The 17,904-nt window shown below is 66.2% G+C and carries 16 protein-coding genes; 12 read left to right on the forward strand and 4 right to left on the reverse strand.

Annotation, left to right across the window (positions count from 1 at the left end; genetic code table 11):
* Positions 1–578: 578 nt before the first annotated feature.
* The 5 genes from argC to HSR6_RS03435 are packed head-to-tail and all read left to right on the forward strand — an operon-like array spanning position 579 to position 5,750.
* The gene (gene argC, locus HSR6_RS03415) at positions 579–1,619 is read left to right on the forward strand and encodes an N-acetyl-gamma-glutamyl-phosphate reductase (RefSeq protein WP_071932809.1); all 1,041 of its coding nucleotides are present in this window, start codon (positions 579–581) and stop codon (positions 1,617–1,619) included.
* Positions 1,616–2,440, forward strand: a complete 825-nt coding sequence (locus HSR6_RS03420; RefSeq protein ID WP_071932810.1) for an acetylglutamate/acetylaminoadipate kinase — start codon at positions 1,616–1,618, stop codon at positions 2,438–2,440. Before argC ends, HSR6_RS03420 begins: the two co-directional genes overlap by 4 nt.
* Positions 2,437–3,570 carry an aspartate aminotransferase family protein gene (locus tag HSR6_RS03425; RefSeq protein WP_071932811.1) on the forward strand — a complete coding sequence of 378 codons (1,134 nt, stop codon included), beginning with the start codon at positions 2,437–2,439 and terminating at the stop codon, positions 3,568–3,570. Before HSR6_RS03420 ends, HSR6_RS03425 begins: the two co-directional genes overlap by 4 nt.
* A complete protein-coding gene (locus HSR6_RS03430; RefSeq protein WP_071932812.1) occupies positions 3,567–4,583 on the forward strand; it encodes a [LysW]-lysine hydrolase in 1,017 nt (338 codons plus the stop codon). The genes HSR6_RS03425 and HSR6_RS03430 overlap by 4 nt, the downstream gene beginning before the upstream one ends.
* Positions 4,584–4,625: 42 nt before the next feature.
* On the forward strand, positions 4,626–5,750 hold the full coding sequence (locus tag HSR6_RS03435) for a DUF63 family protein (protein WP_071932813.1): 1,125 nt from the start codon (positions 4,626–4,628) through the stop codon (positions 5,748–5,750).
* Here the strand turns inward: HSR6_RS03435 and HSR6_RS03440 are convergent.
* The gene (locus HSR6_RS03440; protein WP_071932814.1) at positions 5,747–7,447 is read right to left on the reverse strand and encodes a YcaO-like family protein; all 1,701 of its coding nucleotides are present in this window, start codon (positions 7,445–7,447) and stop codon (positions 5,747–5,749) included. The two genes, HSR6_RS03435 and HSR6_RS03440, sit on opposite strands and share 4 nt — an antisense overlap.
* 134 nt (positions 7,448–7,581) lie before the next feature.
* Between HSR6_RS03440 and glyA the strand changes: the two genes are divergently transcribed.
* Positions 7,582–8,829 (forward strand): serine hydroxymethyltransferase, encoded by a 1,248-nt coding sequence (glyA, locus tag HSR6_RS03445; RefSeq protein ID WP_070364602.1) that lies wholly within the window; start codon positions 7,582–7,584, stop codon positions 8,827–8,829.
* Here glyA and HSR6_RS03450 read toward each other — a convergent pair whose 3' ends face one another.
* Positions 8,830–9,552, reverse strand: coding sequence for a DUF7117 family protein (locus HSR6_RS03450; protein WP_071932815.1), 723 nt, complete (start codon positions 9,550–9,552; stop codon positions 8,830–8,832).
* Positions 9,553–9,945: 393 nt separating this feature from the next.
* Here HSR6_RS03450 and HSR6_RS03455 point away from each other — a divergent pair, with 393 nt between their 5' ends.
* Complete coding sequence (locus HSR6_RS03455; protein ID WP_070364604.1) at positions 9,946–10,224, forward strand: PadR family transcriptional regulator; 279 nt, start codon at positions 9,946–9,948, stop codon at positions 10,222–10,224.
* A 1-nt stretch (position 10,225) separates the two neighbouring features.
* Here HSR6_RS03455 and HSR6_RS03460 read toward each other — a convergent pair whose 3' ends face one another.
* Complete coding sequence (locus HSR6_RS03460; protein ID WP_071932816.1) at positions 10,226–11,386, reverse strand: AI-2E family transporter; 1,161 nt, start codon at positions 11,384–11,386, stop codon at positions 10,226–10,228.
* 40 nt (positions 11,387–11,426) lie between these two features.
* Positions 11,427–11,747 carry a hypothetical protein gene (locus tag HSR6_RS03465; RefSeq protein ID WP_071932817.1) on the reverse strand — a complete coding sequence of 107 codons (321 nt, stop codon included), beginning with the start codon at positions 11,745–11,747 and terminating at the stop codon, positions 11,427–11,429.
* Between the two features lie 97 nt (positions 11,748–11,844).
* Between HSR6_RS03465 and HSR6_RS03470 the strand changes: the two genes are divergently transcribed.
* The 5 genes from HSR6_RS03470 to HSR6_RS03490 are packed head-to-tail and all read left to right on the forward strand — an operon-like array spanning position 11,845 to position 17,887.
* Positions 11,845–12,759: an HhH-GPD family protein gene (locus HSR6_RS03470; RefSeq protein WP_071932818.1), complete on the forward strand. Its 915-nt coding sequence runs from the start codon at positions 11,845–11,847 to the stop codon at positions 12,757–12,759.
* A gap of 40 nt (positions 12,760–12,799) precedes the next feature.
* Positions 12,800–13,378 carry an NADPH-dependent FMN reductase gene (locus HSR6_RS03475; protein WP_071932819.1) on the forward strand — a complete coding sequence of 193 codons (579 nt, stop codon included), beginning with the start codon at positions 12,800–12,802 and terminating at the stop codon, positions 13,376–13,378.
* Positions 13,379–13,417: 39 nt separating this feature from the next.
* Positions 13,418–14,005: a thymidine kinase gene (locus HSR6_RS03480; RefSeq protein WP_071932820.1), complete on the forward strand. Its 588-nt coding sequence runs from the start codon at positions 13,418–13,420 to the stop codon at positions 14,003–14,005.
* Positions 14,006–14,055: 50 nt separating this feature from the next.
* Entirely contained in the window at positions 14,056–16,209 is a 2,154-nt protein-coding gene (locus tag HSR6_RS03485) for a DHH family phosphoesterase (protein WP_071932821.1), read from the forward strand.
* 37 nt (positions 16,210–16,246) lie between these two features.
* Positions 16,247–17,887 (forward strand): tRNA uridine(34) 5-carboxymethylaminomethyl modification radical SAM/GNAT enzyme Elp3, encoded by a 1,641-nt coding sequence (locus HSR6_RS03490; protein WP_071932822.1) that lies wholly within the window; start codon positions 16,247–16,249, stop codon positions 17,885–17,887.
* Positions 17,888–17,904 lie beyond the last annotated feature (17 nt).

The following is a 17,904-nucleotide window of genomic DNA, read 5'->3' on the forward strand; positions in this document are numbered from 1 at the left end:
GAGCCACCCACTTTTTCCGAGCGGCTGTCCCAGCCGCTCGCAAAAACTTGGGGAAAAAGGCCGCAAGCGGCTGTGGCTATCCGAAAACCCGAGCGGCGGGCTCAAGATTCGCTCCTGTAGCGGTCCAAGGGTTCAAATCCCTTCCCTCGTTCTCGCGAGCGAAGCGAGTGAGAGCCGGGAAGACGAGCCAGCGAGCCGTGAAACGGCGAGCAACGGCTCGTCTTCACCCGCACTGCATAGTGCAGAAGACCCGGAGCGGTCTTCCCTCGCAAGCGAGGTCGAACGCAGTGAGACCTCGACGGCGAACGGGGAGGAACGACCCGTGAGCCACCCACTTTTTCCGAGCGGCTGTCCCAGCCGCTCGCAAAAACTTGGGGAAAAAGACCGCGAGCGGCTGTGGCTATCCGAAAACCCGAGCGGCTCCAGTTCTGCTTCGATCAGCGACAGCGATCGGCATGTGAATTGGTTCCAACATATATTTGCGAGTCACGACACCACTAAGACGGCGCCCACTCTGTGTTAGCACATATGAGGACCGACATTCCACATAGTGCGCCAACAGCGATCGGAGGGACAGTATGAACACCTACACGGCCGCCGTCGTGGGTGGGAGCGGTTTCGCCGGCGGGGAACTGCTCCGGCTGCTCGATGGGCACCCCAATTTCGCCCTCGTCGCGGCGACCAGCCGGCAGTTCACCAACCGGACCGTCGGCTCGGTCCATCCGAATCTCCGGCACCTCGATCTGCGGTTCTCCGAACCGGGGACCCTGGAGCCAGTCGACGTGCTGTTCACGGCGACCCCGCATGGCGTCTCGATGGAACGCATCGAGGAGTTCCAGACCGTCGCGGACACCGTCGTCGATCTGAGCGCCGACTTCCGTCTCTCGGATCCGGCCGACTACGACACCTGGTACGACGGGCACGTCGCCCCGGAGATGCTCTCAGAGTCGGTCTACGCGCTTCCCGAACTGGGGCGCGAGCGGCTCGAAGGGGCCTCCCTGATCGCCAGTGGCGGCTGTAACGCCACGGCCACGATACTCGGGCTCCTGCCCTTCGTGGAGCACGATCTGCTCGCACCCGAGGACCGGGTCGTCGCCGACCTGAAGGTCGGCTCCTCGGAGGGCGGGGCCGGCGGCGGGCCGGCCTCCTCCCACCCGGAGCGCTCGGGAGTCGTCCGTCCCTATGCACCCACTGGTCACCGCCACGAGGCCGAGATCGAGGAGCACCTCGGCCGGGGTGTCTCGTTCACGATTCACGCCGTCGACATGGTTCGTGGCGCGGCGGCGACGAGCCACCTCTACCCCGAGGAACTGCCCGAAAAGGCCGACATCTGGCAGGCGGTCCGGGACACCTACGACGACGAGCCGTTCGTCCGAGTCGTCACCGGTGGCGGGGGTGTCTACCGCTACCCCGAGCCCAAGGCGGTCGCGGGGACGAACATGGCCGAATTCGGGTTCGAGATCGACGAACGCAACGGTCGCATCGTCACCTTCAGCGCCATCGACAACGTGATGAAGGGAGCGGCGGGCCAGGCGGTTCACGCCGCGAACGTAGCGCTCGGCTTCGAGGAGACTGCCGGCCTGGGATTCACGGGGCTGCACCCCGTTGGGTCGCCATGACCGTCGTCGTCAAGATCGGCGGGGCACGGGCCGTCGATCCCGAAGGGGCCCTGTCGGATATCGGGAGTCTCATCGAGGCGGGCGAACCGGTCGTCGTGGTACACGGTGGCTCGACCGCCGTGGACGAGACCCTCGAACGCCTGGATATCGAGCCGGATTACGTCGAAACCCCAAGCGGGGTCGTCGGCCGGTTCACCGACGCCGAGACCATGGACGTGTTCAAGATGGTCTTCGGAAAACTCAACGTGGATCTGGTCACCCAGTTACAGGCCATGGGTGTGAACGCCATTGGCCTTTCCGGGCCCGACGGACAGGTCCTCTCCGGGACTCGAAAATCCGCCGTGCGGGTCCTCGAGGACGGCAAGCGCAAGATCCGCCGGGGGGATCACTCCGGGACCATCGAATCGGTCAACGACGACCTGCTCGAACTCCTCATCGAGGCGGGCTACACGCCCGTGGTCACCGTTCCGATGTACGCAGATGAAGGGACAGCAGTCAACAGTGACGCCGACCGGGCCGCGGCCGCGGTCGCGGGGGCACTTGGGGCCACGCTGGTCGAATTGACCGACGTCTCGGGTGTGTATCGGGACCCGGACGATTCGACGACCCGGATCGAGACCGTCGAGTCCCCAGCAGAGTTCGACGAGCTGGAGGCCGCAGCCGAGGGATTCATGGGCCGGAAAGTGATGGCTGCCGAGGAGGCGTTGCAGTCCGGGGCCACGGCAGTGATTATCGCCGACGCGAACGCCGAGGAACCGATCCACCGTGCGCTCGACGGTGACGGAACGACTATTCGGGCCAGTGCCCTGGAGGAACCATGAGCGAGTTCGTCTTCTCGCCGAAACCGATCCGGATCGAGTCCGGCGATGGCACCACCCTCACTGCCGACTCGGGCACCGAATACCTCGACATGGGCGCGAGCTACGCCTGTACGCCGCTGGGACATGCCCACCCGGCAGTCGTCGAGGCTATCAGCGACCAGGCGGCGACCCTGACCTACGTCCAGGGCTCATATCCGGTCGACGTTCGGGACGACCTCTACGAGCTAGTGACCGAGGTCACTCCGGACCCACTCGATCACGCCTGGCTGAGCAACTCCGGAACCGAGGCCAACGAGGCCGCGATCAAGTTCGCCCGCCACGCCACCGGCCGGTCGAAGATCCTCGCGATGAAAAACGCCTTCCACGGCCGCACTCTCGGCTCGCTCGCGGCGACCTGGAAGCCGAAGTACCGCGACGGATTCGAACCCCTGGCGGGCGGGTTTGACTTCGTGACCTACGAGGACGAGTCCGAACTCCGCGCGGCCGTCGACGAGGACACAGCCGCGGTCATAATCGAGCCGATTCAGGGGGAGGGCGGCATCAACCCCGCGGATCCTGGATTCCTCGAAGCCGCCCGCGAAGCGACCGACGAGGCCGGTGCCGCCCTGATCTTCGACGAGATCCAGACCGGCGTCGGCCGGACCGGCCAGATGTGGGCGGCCGAGAAAGCAGGGGTCACCCCCGACATTCTCACCGCGGCGAAGGGGATCGCGAACGGCCTCCCGATGGGCGTAACTGCTGTCAGGGAGTGGATCGCCGAGGACGCCGGCAACCACGGCTCGACGTTCAGCGGCGGTCCGACGATCGCGGCAGCCGGGACGGCCACACTGGAGACGGTTCGGGACGAGGAACTGCCAGCCCACGCTGGGGAACTCGGCGACCGGTTCCAGACGGCCCTCCGCGAGGAACTCGGCGACGCCGTCCGGGAGGTTCGCGGCGAGGGGCTCATGGTCGGCGTCGAGGTGAAGCGTGGCGCGAACCGCGTGGTCCGGGATCTGGCGCTTGAGCACCAGATCCTCGCGCTCCCCGCCGGTCGGACCGTCGTTCGCTTCCTGCCGCCGCTTGTCGTCTCTGCGGCGGAGATCGATCGGACCGTCGAAGCGATGGGCGACGTGATCGACACCCAATGAGCGACGTCACCACAAAGGAGGCCCGGGCGCTGCTCCGGAACCTGGTCGAGACGCCCTCCGTCTCGGGGAGCGAGGACGCGGTCGCAAAGCGCCTGCGATCCTTCTTCGAGGCTCAGGGCCGCGAGGCGTGGATCGACGACGTGGGTAACCTCCGGGCCCCAGCCGACGACACGGTGCTTTTGACCTCCCATATGGACACCGTGCCGGGCGAGATCCCGGTCCGGGTCGAGGAGGATGTCCTCTGGGGCCGGGGCAGCGTCGACGCGAAAGGACCACTCGCGGCGATGGCAGTCGCAGCCGCGAACGCCGGTGTGAGCTTCGTCGGGGTGGTACGCGAGGAGACCGACTCCGCCGGCGCCAGACACCTCGTCGAGGATCGGGATCCCCCAGCGGCTGTCGTCAACGGCGAGCCCTCGGGATGGGACGCGATCACCCTGGGCTACCGGGGACTGCTCTCGGGCACCTACACGGTCGAAACCGAGGTCGGGCACACTTCCCGACCGGAGCCGAACGCCATCCAGCAGGCGGTGGCGTGGTGGAGCCAGGTCGAGGCGGCGTTCGACGACGGCGACTCGGTCTTCGACCGCGTGACTCCCAAGCCCGTCGCCTTCGAGGGCGGGACGAGCGCAGACGGCTTCGCATTCGAAGCCAAAGTCGAGGCCCAGTTCCGCATCCCACCGGGCGAAACTATCGAGGGCGTGAAGTCGACCGTCGAGGCGGTCGGTCCGGGAGCGGTCGCGTGGCACGATGAAATCCCGCCGGTGATGGAGAGTCCACGTAATCCCGTCGCGGGGGCGCTTCGCCGAGGCATTCGGGAGTGTTCAGGTGAGCCCACCCATCTGCGAAAGACCGGAACCAGTGACATGAACGTCTACGCCGGAGCGTGGGACGTGCCGATGGCGACCTACGGGCCGGGGGACTCCGATCTGGACCATACGCCCGACGAACACCTCGATCTCGGGGTCTTTGACCGGGCCGTGCGGGTGCTCACCGTGGCTGCCGAATCGTTGTGATACCAAAACGCTGATACGGTCGCTTTGCCCATCCCAGCACAGATGGCATTCCCGAGCACGCGGATTGAACGGCTCTGGACCGGGGCCGTCGGGACGATACTGGCAGTTCTGGTCGGTGGCTCCGTGCTCTTCCCGGAACGGGTCTACGGCGGCTTCGTGTGGCAGTACTTCTGGGGCCCGGTTGCCGCCGACGCCCACGGCGCCCAGGCGGCCGCCTACAACGGCGGCGATCCGATCTTCTTCGATTCGGTGGCCGGCGCTTCCGGGGTCGCCGGGCCGATAGCGTACCCGGGGTATACAATCGTCTCCGAGATCGGGTACGCGATTACGCTCCTCGTTGCGCTTGCCGGGATCGTCTTCCTGCTCGACCGGCTGGACTTCGAGGAGCGGCCACAGCTCATCTATCCGCTGCTCCCGTTCATGCTATTCGGGGGCGCGCTTCGGGTCGTCGAGGACGCACACGACACCCTCGCGGTCGGGGCCGGGCTCATCGAGTTCCCCTGGATCGCGCTTTTCATCAGCCCATTCATCTACGTGACCGTCTTCGTCCTCGCCATGGCCGCCCTGCTCGTGAGTCTCCGGCTCCGGAATCAGGGCCACGCCGACTCCTTCGAGTGGCCCCTTTTCGGCTTCGGGAGCGGCATGCTGGTGCTCGCACTCGGGTATCTCCTCTATCTCTCCGCGACACAGCCGCAGGTCGAGTTCCACCCGGCCTTCACGATTCTCACGATGGGCGGGGCGACGCTGATCGCCGTCCTCGGGTGGTGGGCACTCAGGAAGTACGCTCCTGCGGTGGCCGATGGCACCCCGGTCGTGGGTGCGGTCATCCTCTGGGCGCACGCTGTCGACGGCGTCGCGAACGTTCTCGGCATCGACTGGGGTGCGGAACTCGGCCTCGCCGCGGACATGGTGCCAAAACACCCCGCGAACCGCGCGATCATCGACCTCACCGTGGCCGTGGTTCCCGAGGGAATCACCGCGGTCATCGGGGTGGCCTGGGGCTTTCTCCTCGTCAAGATCGTCGCCGCGACGATCGTGACCTGGCTCTTCGACGAACAGATGATCACCGAGGGGCCACGTTTCAGCACGCTGCTCTTGATCGCCGTGGTCGCCGTCGGCCTGGGTCCCGGCGTTCGGGACATGCTCCGGGCGACCTTCGGCGTCTAGGGATAGGGGTGGAACGCCCGGTCCAGCCGCGGTTCGAAGCCGAGATCCGCTGGCACGGTCTGGGCGCGATCGCCGAACACTGGCTCCTCCACGAAGAGCGGTTGAGCCGCCGGTGAGAGGACCCGAACCGCCGTGAACCCGAGTCGGTCGACGTCGCGGGGTGTGATCGGAGCGGCATAGACGGACAGCCCGGCACTCTCGACCCGTTCGAGCAGGGCATCGAGCTCGTTGTGGCCCGAGAGCTCCTCGTCCGGCCCGACAGTCTCGGCCGGCACCGTCTCGGCAGGCTCCAGAAGCGACGCTGCCTCGCCCGGTGTCCTCGCGTAGGCCCCGATCTCGCCGGTGGCGTCGTCGGCCCCGTCAGGGCCGAGGCCCCGGAGTTCCATCCAGTTCTGGAGCGCCTCGGAAAGCGCGTCGACGGCGGCAGCCTCGGCATCCAGGTCCGCCGCCGAACCCAGCGCGAACCGTGGGAACTCCTCGCGATGGACGGCGACCGCGACGACCGGCACGTCCACGTCCTGGGTGACCAGAAGCGGCGTCACGGTGAGGCCCTCCCCGCGGGCCCGCCGGACCATCGTTTCGAAGTCCGGGTCGATCACCTGCAGGCCCAGCGGCTCGAAACTGGAGTACCACGCGAGCATGGTGGCGTCCCGTTCGATCACCTCGTAGAGCCCGGACCGAACCGCCTCGACGCCGCCGTTCCCCAGTCCCAATCCGGTCGTGATGGCCTGGCCGAGCCGGTTCTCCGGCGGCGGGAAGTGGACCAGATCGGCGGGCAGCGAAACCGGACGGTCCGCGAGCAAGTCACGGCCCGGCACGACGGGAATCTCCTCGTCCGCACCAGGTGAGTGCTCGACGCTGACGAACGACTCGGGGGCCGGTCCGTCGATCGACGCCACCGGCTCCTGCGTGAACTCTCGCTCCCGGTAGATCGCCGCGCTGTACCGTTCCAGGGACTCTCCAAGAGCCTTCATGAACGCGCCGTCCCACGTGGGGGCGACCCCCGCAGCCCGATCCGGGGCCGCTCCGTCGCTGAAGCCCGTGGTGTCGGTCACCGACGCGAGGTAGTACGGGAGCGGGAACGAATCGTGTTCGCCCACCCAGGGGACCAGTCCGAGCCGATCGTCCACGGCGGATTCGGCGTGTTCGATCGATTCATCGAGGCTTCGGTCCACGACGTCGAGTTCGAGTTCGCGCTCCCGCTCGGGTGCGTGTTCACAGCCCGGAACGGGAAGCAACGAGCGCTCGGCGTAGGGAACTTCCAGAACGACACCAGCGACCTGCGAGCCGGAGAGGGCCTGGAGGGCCTGCATACCGGCAAACGAGCCGGCCAGCCGGACCGCCGAGCGGTCGGCCGTGGCCTCTTCGGCCTCCGGGACGTCGTTCGCCGCGACCCGGGTCTTCAGACACTCGAAGCAGACATAGCCGGGCTGGAAGGTCGTGATCGCCGCGGACAGCCCTTCGACCGGGACGCCGCCGATTCCACCGACCTCCACTCCGATCCAGGGCGTCTCGGAATCGACGGCGTACTCTTTTACCGTCTCGAAGCCCTCGCTGCCAGCCAGCCCGACCACGATCCCCAGGTCCGCGCCCGGCAGGTCGTCGATCGACCCGCGGACGACCGCCACGTCCGCGTCCTCCAGCATCGCTGCTGCGGCCTCGACGGCCGGTCCCTCGCCGGTCAGCAGGACGGCCATTGTGGTCCCTCCTGAGTTCGGTTCATGGACAGTTCGAAAGCGACCAGCGGCAAAAGGGTAGTGGGTTCCCCGACCACTCGCCGAATCTTACACCGGTAGACAGACTTACAAAGTGTGGCGTGTGGATGATTGGTATGGACTTCGATCCCGTCCGATCCAGCGACCCGGAAGTGGCCGACGCCCTCGAGGGCGAGACGACCCGACAGCAGGAGACACTCGCGATGATCGCCAGCGAGAACCACGCCTCGGAGGCCGTCCTCGCCGCCCAGGGCAGCGCGCTTACCAACAAGTATGCCGAGGGGTATCCGAACAATCGCTACTACGGTGGGTGTGAGAACGCCGACACCGTCGAGGAACTCGCCCGCGAGCGAGCGAAGGAACTCTGGGGGGCGGACCACGCGAACGTGCAGCCCCACGCCGGAACCCAGGCGAACATGGCCGTGTACTTCAGCGTGCTCGAACCCGGTGACAAGATCCTCTCCCTGGATCTGGAACACGGCGGCCACCTCAGCCACGGACACCCGGTCAACTTCTCGGGCAGCCTCTACGAGGTCGAACAGTACGAGATGGACCCCGAGACGGGTCGCATCGACTACGAGGGACTCGACGAACACGCTCGCGAGTTCGAACCCGATATCATCGTCTCCGGATACTCGGCCTACCCCCGGGTCGTCGACTGGGAGCGCGTACAGGAGACCGCCGACGCCGTCGACGCCTACCACCTGGCTGACATGGCCCACATCACCGGCCTGGTCGCCGCCGGCGTCCACGACAACCCCGTCGGGATCGCCGACTTCGTCACCGGATCGACACACAAGACGATCCGCGCCGGTCGTGGCGGCATGATCCTCACCGACGAGGAGTACGCCGACGTGATCGACCGGACCGTGTTCCCGGGGATCCAGGGCGGCCCGCTCATGCACAACATCGCCGGGAAGGCAGTTGGCTTCGGCGAGGCCCTGGAGCCCGAGTTCGACGAGCACATCGAGCAGGTCGTCGCCAACGCTCGCGCCCTGGGCGAGAGCATGCAGGAGCAGGGCTTCTCGCTGGTCTCCGGCGGCACCGACACGCATCTGATCCTGGTCGACCTCCGGGAGTCCCACCCCGAGGTTACCGGGAACGACGCCGCAGAGGCCCTCGAAGAAGCGGGCATCGTCCTGAACGCCAACACCGTTCCGGGGGAAACCCGCTCGGCGAAAGAGCCCTCGGGAATCCGTATTGGATCACCGGCGCTCACCACCCGTGGGTTCGAGGAGGCAGAGATGCGCGAGGTCGGCCAGCTGATCGGGCGGGTCATCGACAACATCGACGATGCGAGCGTCATCGAGGAGGTCGCCGCGGAGGTCGACCGGCTTACCGACGATCACCCGCTCTACGAGTAGCTACGTGACGGCGCCGAGCGCCTCGTCGACGGCCTGCAGGTCCCCGTCGCCGTTCGCGAGGTAGTCTCCGAGGCTCCTAGCTGCCGCCAATAACCGCTCTCCTTCTGCCGGATCGATCGAGCCATCCAGAGCCCTGATCCGGCGAACGTGACTGTCGAGGCGTTCGAGGTAGCTATCCACGTCTCGATCGGCGTCGGTCCCATCGAGCCAGGTCTTGAGCCCGTCGTGATAGTCCCGGATCGCGTCCGCCACGCCGAGTCCGCGGGGGCCGATCATCGATTCGGGAACCGCCGACGCCGGGGGGCGTCGCCCCTCGCTCGCGGCTTCGAACAGCGCCGTCACGTACTCCCGGTCGACGGTCTCGCCGTCGATCCCGGTGGGTGTGGCTCGGTCCAGGAGGGCCGCGACGTGTCGGATCTCGTGGGCCGCGACGTAGGTCGCGGAGAGCGGTTGTAGTTCGCCGGCGTTGATGAACCCCCGCCGGTGGACGTAGGTCCGTGCGGTTTCCGCGGCGGCGTCGCCGGCAGCCCGGTCATCCCCGTCCGCCAGTGCGTCGATGGCGGCCGTGAGATCGAGGTCGGCCGGCCGATCCGTGTGTAGCGCGCGATCGGAAATGCCGACACTGTAGAGACTCCCGCACGCCGGACACGCGGGGCTCCCCGTCTCGTAGTACGACCACTGGGTGCCACAGTCCTTGCACTCGCGGATCCCCCGTACCTCCATAAACAACCCTTCGGAAGCGGGAACCAAAGACCTCGCGGTCAGTTCGGGATGGTGCCAGCGTTGCTTGCCGGTAGTTTTATTGACCCGGACCCAAATGTCCAACCTGACGCTTCGCTTTGGAGGGCCGAAGCGTCAGCGGGGACCAACTCAGGGCGGCAGCGGGACCGGTTTTCGGTCCCGCTTCCACTTTTGACATGGAGCCGTGGCTCCGGCTTCGAATCCCGAACGGTGAACTGGTCTGTGTATTTAGGTGAGCGAGTTTGCCAGCCGCGAAGTACCGCTCTCTTTCGATGACCTTTCAGATCGCAGTCATTCCTGTCGACGCCCACGACGGCGGGGTTGAGCCAATATACTTATACTACCCTGGCAAATACACTGTATCAGGGTTCACACATGTACGACTTAACGGGCTTTCAGCGAGACCTCCTGTACGTGGTCGCCGGCCTCGACGACCCACACGGCCTCGCGATCAAGGACGAACTCGAACAGTACTACGAGTCGGAGATCCACCACGGCCGGCTCTATCCCAACCTCGATACGCTGGTCGAGAAGGGGCTCATCGACAAGGGCGAACGCGACCAGCGGACGAACTACTACACGGTCACTCGTCGGGGCCGCCGGGAGATTCAGGCCCGCCGGGAGTGGGAACTGGACTACGTCGACCTGGAGTAGCTTACCCGGCCGACTCTTCGGTCTCTCCTGGCTCGTCTCTCTCGTTTTCGACTTCCGGTTCCGGTGGGGCCAGCGGGTCGGGCACCGTCTCTGGCTGTATCGGCGCGCCGGCGAGCAACTCCGGCAACACGAGTGCGACAAAGTGCACCAGCAGTACCAGGAGCATCGGGCCGAGGAAGAGGCCATACCACCCGAAGAGGAGCGGGCCGAAGATGTACGCGAGCATCACCATGCCCAGATGGAGGTTCCGCCCCGAGACGTAGGGCCGGAGCACCAGGTCCGGGATCACGTCCACGACGACAAAGGAGACCACGACGAAGGCGATGGTAAACCAGAGGACGGCGGGCATGCCAGCCGTCATCACGAGCAGGTAGATCGCCACGGGAACGTAGACGATCTTGATGCCGATGACCGGAATCAGGCTCGCGATTCCCGTGAGCAACCCGAGCAACGTGGGATACGGCAGCGAGATGGCAGCGGGCGAAACGAAGTTCAACGCGGTGTAGGAGATCGATCCGATGATCCCCGTGAGGATGGCGTTGAGGATGTTCCCGAAGAAGATGTTCGAGAAGTCCCGATCCACCCGGGTCATGTAGGCCTCCATGACTCCCTCTTTGTCGGCGAACCGCTGTCGCCACCAGTCAGCTAACCGATTGTCATCACGGAGCAGGTAGAAGGCGAGGATGATTATCACCACCAGATGCAGTGCCCCCTTGCCGAAGAATTCGAGGTAGGTCCCGGCTTCCCGTAGCACCGTCCGGAGCCCCTCGATCGCGTTCTCCTGGGTGATGATGGTGGCCGGGTCGAAGATCACCGAAGAGATGTCGAAGTACGGTTGCAGGAGGGATTCCAGCGGCAGGAGGGATAGTTCGCCGGACTCGAGGAGTCGATTCAGCTCCTGCATCGCGAGTGCGATCGTGTAGAAGGCGAGCAACAGGACCGGGATCGCGATCGCGACCAGGGAGACCGCTGCCGAGATCGAGCGCTGTTTGATAATTCGCCGCAGGCGACGGTGGATCGGCCTGGTCGCATAGTAGACGAAGATGCCGAAGACAAAGGTTCCGAGAAACGAGTAGAGGAGATAGACGACGAGCGCCCCGAGTGCCAGCGCGATGGCCCACCACCCGAGTCGGTCGCGATCGAGGGGGCGAACCGTGTCCATACCCCACCCAGGAGCGCGAGCCCAAAAACCTCTCGGCCGACTAGAACTGATATCGGCGGTCGTCGTCGCTGCTTGTGGGATTCGTGCCCCCGGTCATCTCCTCGTAGGTCATCCCGGAGAGGTATTCGTCGTAGGTCACGTCGTAGGCCCCCCGGAGGTGAAAGTCGAGTTTACCGGTCTCGGTCGTGGACTGGAAGAGCATGTGGATGCCGCGTCTGACCAGCGTGGCCGGGTCGTCCTCCTCGAGGGCGGCCTGGAGCATGGCGAGTTCCATCTTGCTCTCGCCGTCGAGGGTGATTTCGGCGTCATCGAGCGCTGCATAGGCCGATTCGACGTCTGCGGTGAGTTCCGAGAGGCTCATGGCCCTCTCTCGCGGCCCGACGGAAAAACACCTTTTGGACCCGACCACTGCCGCCATCAGGGCCCTTTCAAAGCCCGACCGAGTAGGAGCGCTGTCGATGTCTTCGGCGCTTTCCCTGTCGGCTGACGAGCGAGAGGCGGTGCAGGCGGCCCTGCTATCCTGGTACGAGGCCGATCACCGGGAGTTCCCCTGGCGGGAGCGGGAGGACCCCTACGCAATTTTAGTCTCCGAGGTGATGAGCCAGCAGACCCAACTCGACCGCATCGTCGACCCCTGGGCGGCCTTTCTCGACCGCTGGCCCACTGTCGAAGCGCTCGCTGACGCCGACCGGGCCGACGTGGTCGCGTTCTGGAGCGATCACCGGCTGGGCTACAACAACCGGGCCCGCTACCTGCAGGAGGCCGCCGAACAGATTTGCTCCGAGTTCGACGGGGCGTTCCCGGAGGATCCGGACGCCCTCGAATCCCTGATGGGCGTCGGGCCCTACACCGCCACTGCCGTCGCTTCCTTTGCCTTTGATACCGGTGGTGCGGTGGTCGACACGAACGTCAAACGCGTGCTCCATCGCGCCTTCGGAGTCCCCGACGACGAGGCGGCTTTCGAGACGGCCGCTGCGGAACTTCTGCCCGCGGATTCGGCCGGCCAGTGGAACAACGCGATCATGGAACTCGGCGGGGTGGCCTGCGAGAAGACCCCGCGATGTGACGAGGCCGGTTGTCCCTGGCGGGAGTGGTGTCAGGCCTACCAGACCGGGGACTTCACCGCCCCCGACGTCCCCACCCAACCGAGCTTCGAGGGAAGCCGTCGACAGTTCCGTGGCCGAATCATCCGTCTCCTCGGCGAGCACGACCAGATGGACCTGGACACGCTTGGGCACCGAATTCGTGTGGACTACACGCCGGATGGCGAGCATGGGCGTGCGTGGTTGCGTGGCCTGCTCAACGATCTGGCCGCGGACGGCCTGGTCTCGATAGACACGGACGGGCAGCCGACGGTGCAGTTGCGACGGTAGTCCCCACGGGTTTACTTGTGACCGCCGCCTTGGCACGGACATGTCACCGTCCATCGGCGCGATCGTCGGCAGCCTCAGGGAGGAAAGTGTGACCCGGGTGGGCCTGGAGCGATCCCTCGACGCCGCCGCGGCCGCCGGCGCCGACACCGCCTTGCTCGATCTTCGAACCTACGACCTGCCGGTCTACGACGCGGACCATCGGGACGTCGGCGACGCCGAGACGCTTCGGGCCGAAATCCAGGCCCTGGATGCGGTGCTGCTCGGGACACCGGTCTATCACGGCTCCTACTCCGCGCCGCTGAAAAACGCCCTCGACTACTGTGGATTCGACGAGTTCGAGCACACGACCGTGGGCCTGCTGGCAGTCGCCGGTGGCGGATTCCCGCTGCCGGCACTCGATCACCTGCGGGGCGTGCTCCGTGCGCTCGATGCCTGGGTCCTGCCCTTCCAGGCGGCGATTCCGGACTCCCACGAGGCGCTTTCAGAGGGTCGGCTGGTCGATTCCGACATCGAGGAGCGGCTGGATACACTCGGGCGGCGGATCGTCGAGTACGCCAACATCGAACCGGACCCGATCAGTTTCGAAGGGAAGCACAACGTCGGCGGCGACCTGTCGTGAACGAACGGGTTTTTGTCCACCCGTAGCCCCAGTTCGGGCATGCGAGCGATCAGGGAAAACGGGTGGGTCGAGGTCATTTCCGGCTCGATGTTCTCGGGGAAGACCGAGGAACTCCTGCGACGACTCCGCCGTGCGGAGATCGCCGGCCAGGAGGTCGTGGCGTTCACGCCGGCGGTGGACGACCGCTACGGGCAGGCCGAACTCGGGTCCCACGCCGGACACACCTGGGAGGCGACTGTCGTGGACAACACGGCCGAGGGGGTGCGCTCGATTCCCGACCGGGCCGACGGCGCCTCGGTCGTCGCCATCGACGAGGCGAACTTCTTCCCCGAGGAACTGGTCGCCGTCGCAAACGAGCTAGCGACCGCCGGTCGCCGCGTGATCGTCAGCGGGACCGACCAGACCTACCGAGGCGAACCCTTCGAGCCGCTGGGGCAACTCATGGCGACCGCCGAGTACGTCGACAAACTCCGGGCGATCTGTGCGGTCTGTGGCGAGCCGGCCACCCGCAATCAGCGCCTGGTCGACGGCGAACCCGCACACGTCGACGAGCCGACGATCGTGGTCGGTGCCGAAGAGTCCTATGAGGCGCGGTGTCGAAGCTGCCACGAGGTCCGAACGGACTGAACGGGCTTTCGACAAGCGTTTAGGAGTCCGGTGGTATCAAACTACTACAAATGGGTACGTGTGTTATCTGTGGGTCCCCTGCTGACGGCGACGTCTGTAGCACGCACGAAGAGGACGTGTTCTTCGAGTTTCGTGGGCAGCACCCGAACCAACTGACGCCGAATCGCTACTACCGCGGCACCGTCGATGGCTTCGCCGAGTTCGGCGTCTTCGTCGACATCGGGCCCGTGACGGGACTGCTCCACCGCAGTGAGATCCCCAAACGCCTGGAATCGCTCGACTGGGACGCTGGAGACGCCGTCTTCGTCCAGGTCCTGGACGTTCATGACAACGGCAATATCGACCTCGGCTGGTCGCTCCGCCAGGAGCCCCGGGAGTTCCGCGGCCGGCTGATCGACGACCCCGACGTTGGCGCGCCCGTCCTGCCGGAGAAAGCCGACGGCGAGGACGACACGGAGGAACCGGCGGCCGAAGACGAGCTCGGCGAGCCGTCAGCTGTCGACCGCGACGATTCGGAGACGAGCACGACTGACGGCGGCCAGGCGAAGAGCGCCCAGCCTATCGAGTCGAAGGACGCTGAGGCCGAAGCAGTCGACGAGACTGAACCGACTGGTGAGGAGACCGGCACGGAAGCGGCCGAAGAACCGGACACGGCGCAGGTCGAAGAATCGGACACGGAATCGACAGCCGACGAAGAAGAACCCGCTCGCGTCCCGGTCGTCGACCTTGACGCGGCGCTTGACGAGACGGTCGTCGTCGAAGGCACAGTCTCGGACGTGCGACAGACTGCCGGGCCGACGGTCTTCCAGGTCGAGGACGAGACGGGCGTCGTGGACTGTGCGGCCTTCGAGGAGGCCGGCGTTCGAGCCTACCCGGCCGTCGAAGTCGATGACGTGGTTCGAATCGTCGGTATCGTCGAAGAGCATCGTGGGGACGTCCAGGTCGAGACCGAGGAGCTGTCGGTTCTGGAGGGGCCAGCAGCCGACCGCGTGGCCGACCGCCGCGAGACGGCGCTGGCCGAGCGAGCCGAACCCACCTCGACGACCTTGCTGGTCGAGGATCCCTCCGTCGCCGCCATCCAGGAGGATCTGGTTGCCGCCGCGACGACGATCCGACGGGCCGTCATCGAGTCCCGGCCGGTCGTCATTCGACACACGGCGACTCTGGAAGGGTACGTCGGCGGCACGGCCCTGGAACGGGCGTTGCTCCCGTTGATCCGGGAGGAACACGCCGAAGCCGGCGCGGAGTATCACTACGTCGATCGTCGTCCGCTCTCGGATCCGATCTACGACGTGGAAGCCGCGACCAGCGACGTGACCGACATGCTGGAGGCCGCGGACCGCCACGACGAGACCCAGCCGCTTTTCGTCCTGGTCGATGCCGGCTCGACGCTCGAATCCGTTGATGGCCTCTCGCTGCTCTCGATCTACGACGCCGGCAGCGTCGTGGTCGATGGCGGCTACGCCGACGCCGACGCGACCGACACCGCAGACGTGCTCGTGAGTCCGACGGCTGCTGGCGGGAGCCCCCTCTCGACTGGCGTTCTGGGCTCGCACCTGGCCGCCCTCGTCAACGACGCGGTCCGCGAGGACCTCGCGCACTTGCCGGCGACGAGCTTCTGGACCGAACCGCCCGAAATCTATGCCGACCTGGCCAGCGACGCCGGGTTCGACCTGGACGCGACCACCGACATTCGGAACGCGGTGGCCCTGGAGGCCTTTTACCAGTCCTACGAGGACAAGCGCGAACTCATCAGCGACCTGTTCTGGGCGGAGAACAATGCCGCGCTCGCAACCCCGCTCAGCGAGCAGTTCGAGACGAAGCTAGAGACCGAACTCGCGACCGCTCGTCCCCACCTCGAACGCCGCGAGGACGACGGCGTACAGATCGACGTGCTCGACGTGGCCGAATACACCCACCGCTATGACTTCCCGCCGACCGAGCTCCTGCTGGCGGAACTCCACCGCCGAGAGGCAGAAGCGTCCGGCCCGATGGTGACCATCGCGCTCGACGAGGACGAACTGTTCCTCGAGCGCTCGACCGCACTCGACGTTCGAGCCATCGGCGAAGCCGTTGCCGACCGGGTTCCGGGCGGCGGCGTGACTCCCCGGGGCGGCCGGGACGGCCGCATCGAATTCCTCTCGGGTCGCCGCGAGGCGGTCCTGGAGGCCGTGATCGAGGAAGTTTCGGTCTGGCTGGGCTGAACGACACCCTTTTTGGCGACTCCCCGCTGGGACGGATATGAACGCGGAGGGCGAGCGACGGTTCGAGCGGGCCTGCCGGGACGTCGTCACCCGGATTCTCGACGGTGAGGTCGAACGTGACGACGTCGAGCAGGCGAAACTGGCGGCCTGTGGCGAGCATAGCTCGCCGAAAGTCCCGACCAACGGCGATCTACTGCAAGCCGCGCCTGACGGCACCAGGGACGAGCTTGAACCGATCCTCCGCCGGAAACCCGTCCGGACCGCCTCCGGCGTAACCCCGGTCGCGGTCATGACCAGCCCCGAGCCCTGCCCCCACGGAAAGTGCCTGTACTGCCCGGGTGGGCCGGCCTCGGAGTTCTCCTCCGCACAGAGTTACACCGGTCACGAGCCAGCGGCGGCCCGGGCCGAGCAGAACGACTATGACCCGTACGGCCAGGTTCGGCTCCGACTGGCTCAGTTGCGACACATCGGTCACCCGGTCGACAAGGTAGAACTCATCGTGATGGGCGGGACGATGACCGCTCGCGATCCGACGTATCAGGAGTGGTTCGTGAAACGCGCGCTCCAGGCGATGAACGAGTTCGATCCGGAGAACCCACCGGCCGCGACCGAGGGTGAGAGCTTCGCGCAGGACCCCGAGGACGTGACCGAGGCGGACCTGGAGACGGTCATCCGGGAGAACGAGACGGCCGCGGTGCGCAACGTGGCGACGACCTTCGAGACCAAGCCCGACTGGGTCGGCCCGGAACAGATCGACCGGATGCTCCGGCTGGGGGTGACGAAAGTCGAAGTGGGCGTGCAGACCACCTTCGAGGCCGTCAACCGCGAGATGCACCGGGGGCATGGCGTCCAGGACGCTATCGACGCCGGACGGCGGTTGCGGGACGCCGGTTTCAAGGTCGGGTTTCACCTCATGCCGGGCCAGCCTGGGACCTCCGTGGCGATGGCCCGGGAGGACGCCAGACGCCTTTTCGCCGACCAGCGCTTCCGGCCGGACTACCTCAAGATCTATCCCACACTCGTAGTCCGGGGCACCCGGATCTATGACATGTGGCGTCGGGACGAGTACGACCCGCTCACGAACGAGCAGGCCGCCGAACTGGTCGCCGAGATCAAGGCCGAGTTGCCGCCGTACGTCCGCCTCCAGCGCGTCCAGCGGGACATTCCGGCGGATTTCATCGAGGCGGGGGTCTGGAAGTCGAACCTGCGACAGCTAGCCCGAAAACGCATGGCCGATCACGGCTGGGAGTGTGACTGCGTGCGCTGTCGCGAGGTGGGGATGAACGACGCGGAACCCACTGGGGTCACCCTCGACGTCCAGACCTACGAGGCCGGGGATGGGACCGAGCACTTCATCAGCTTCGAGGATCCGGATGCGGACCTGCTCGTTGGCTTTACGCGGTTGCGGTTCCCGGGCGCGCCACGCCGCGAGGAACTGGCCGATGCGGCCCTGATCCGGGAATTGCACGTCTACGGGGACGAAGTCGGACTGGGCGACACCGAGGGCGGCTTCCAGCACCAGGGGTACGGGCGGAAACTCCTCCAGAAAGCCGAGTCGCTGGCTCGCGAGGCGGGCTACGAGAAACTCGTCGTGATTGCCGGCATCGGGGCCCGGGAGTACTACCGTGAACACCTGGGGTACGAGCGGGACGGCCCCTACGTGAGCAAACCGCTCTGAGTCCCGGTCGACCGATG

The sequence above is a fragment of the Halodesulfurarchaeum formicicum genome (assembly GCF_001886955.1).
Lineage (GTDB): Archaea > Halobacteriota > Halobacteria > Halobacteriales > Halobacteriaceae > Halodesulfurarchaeum > Halodesulfurarchaeum formicicum.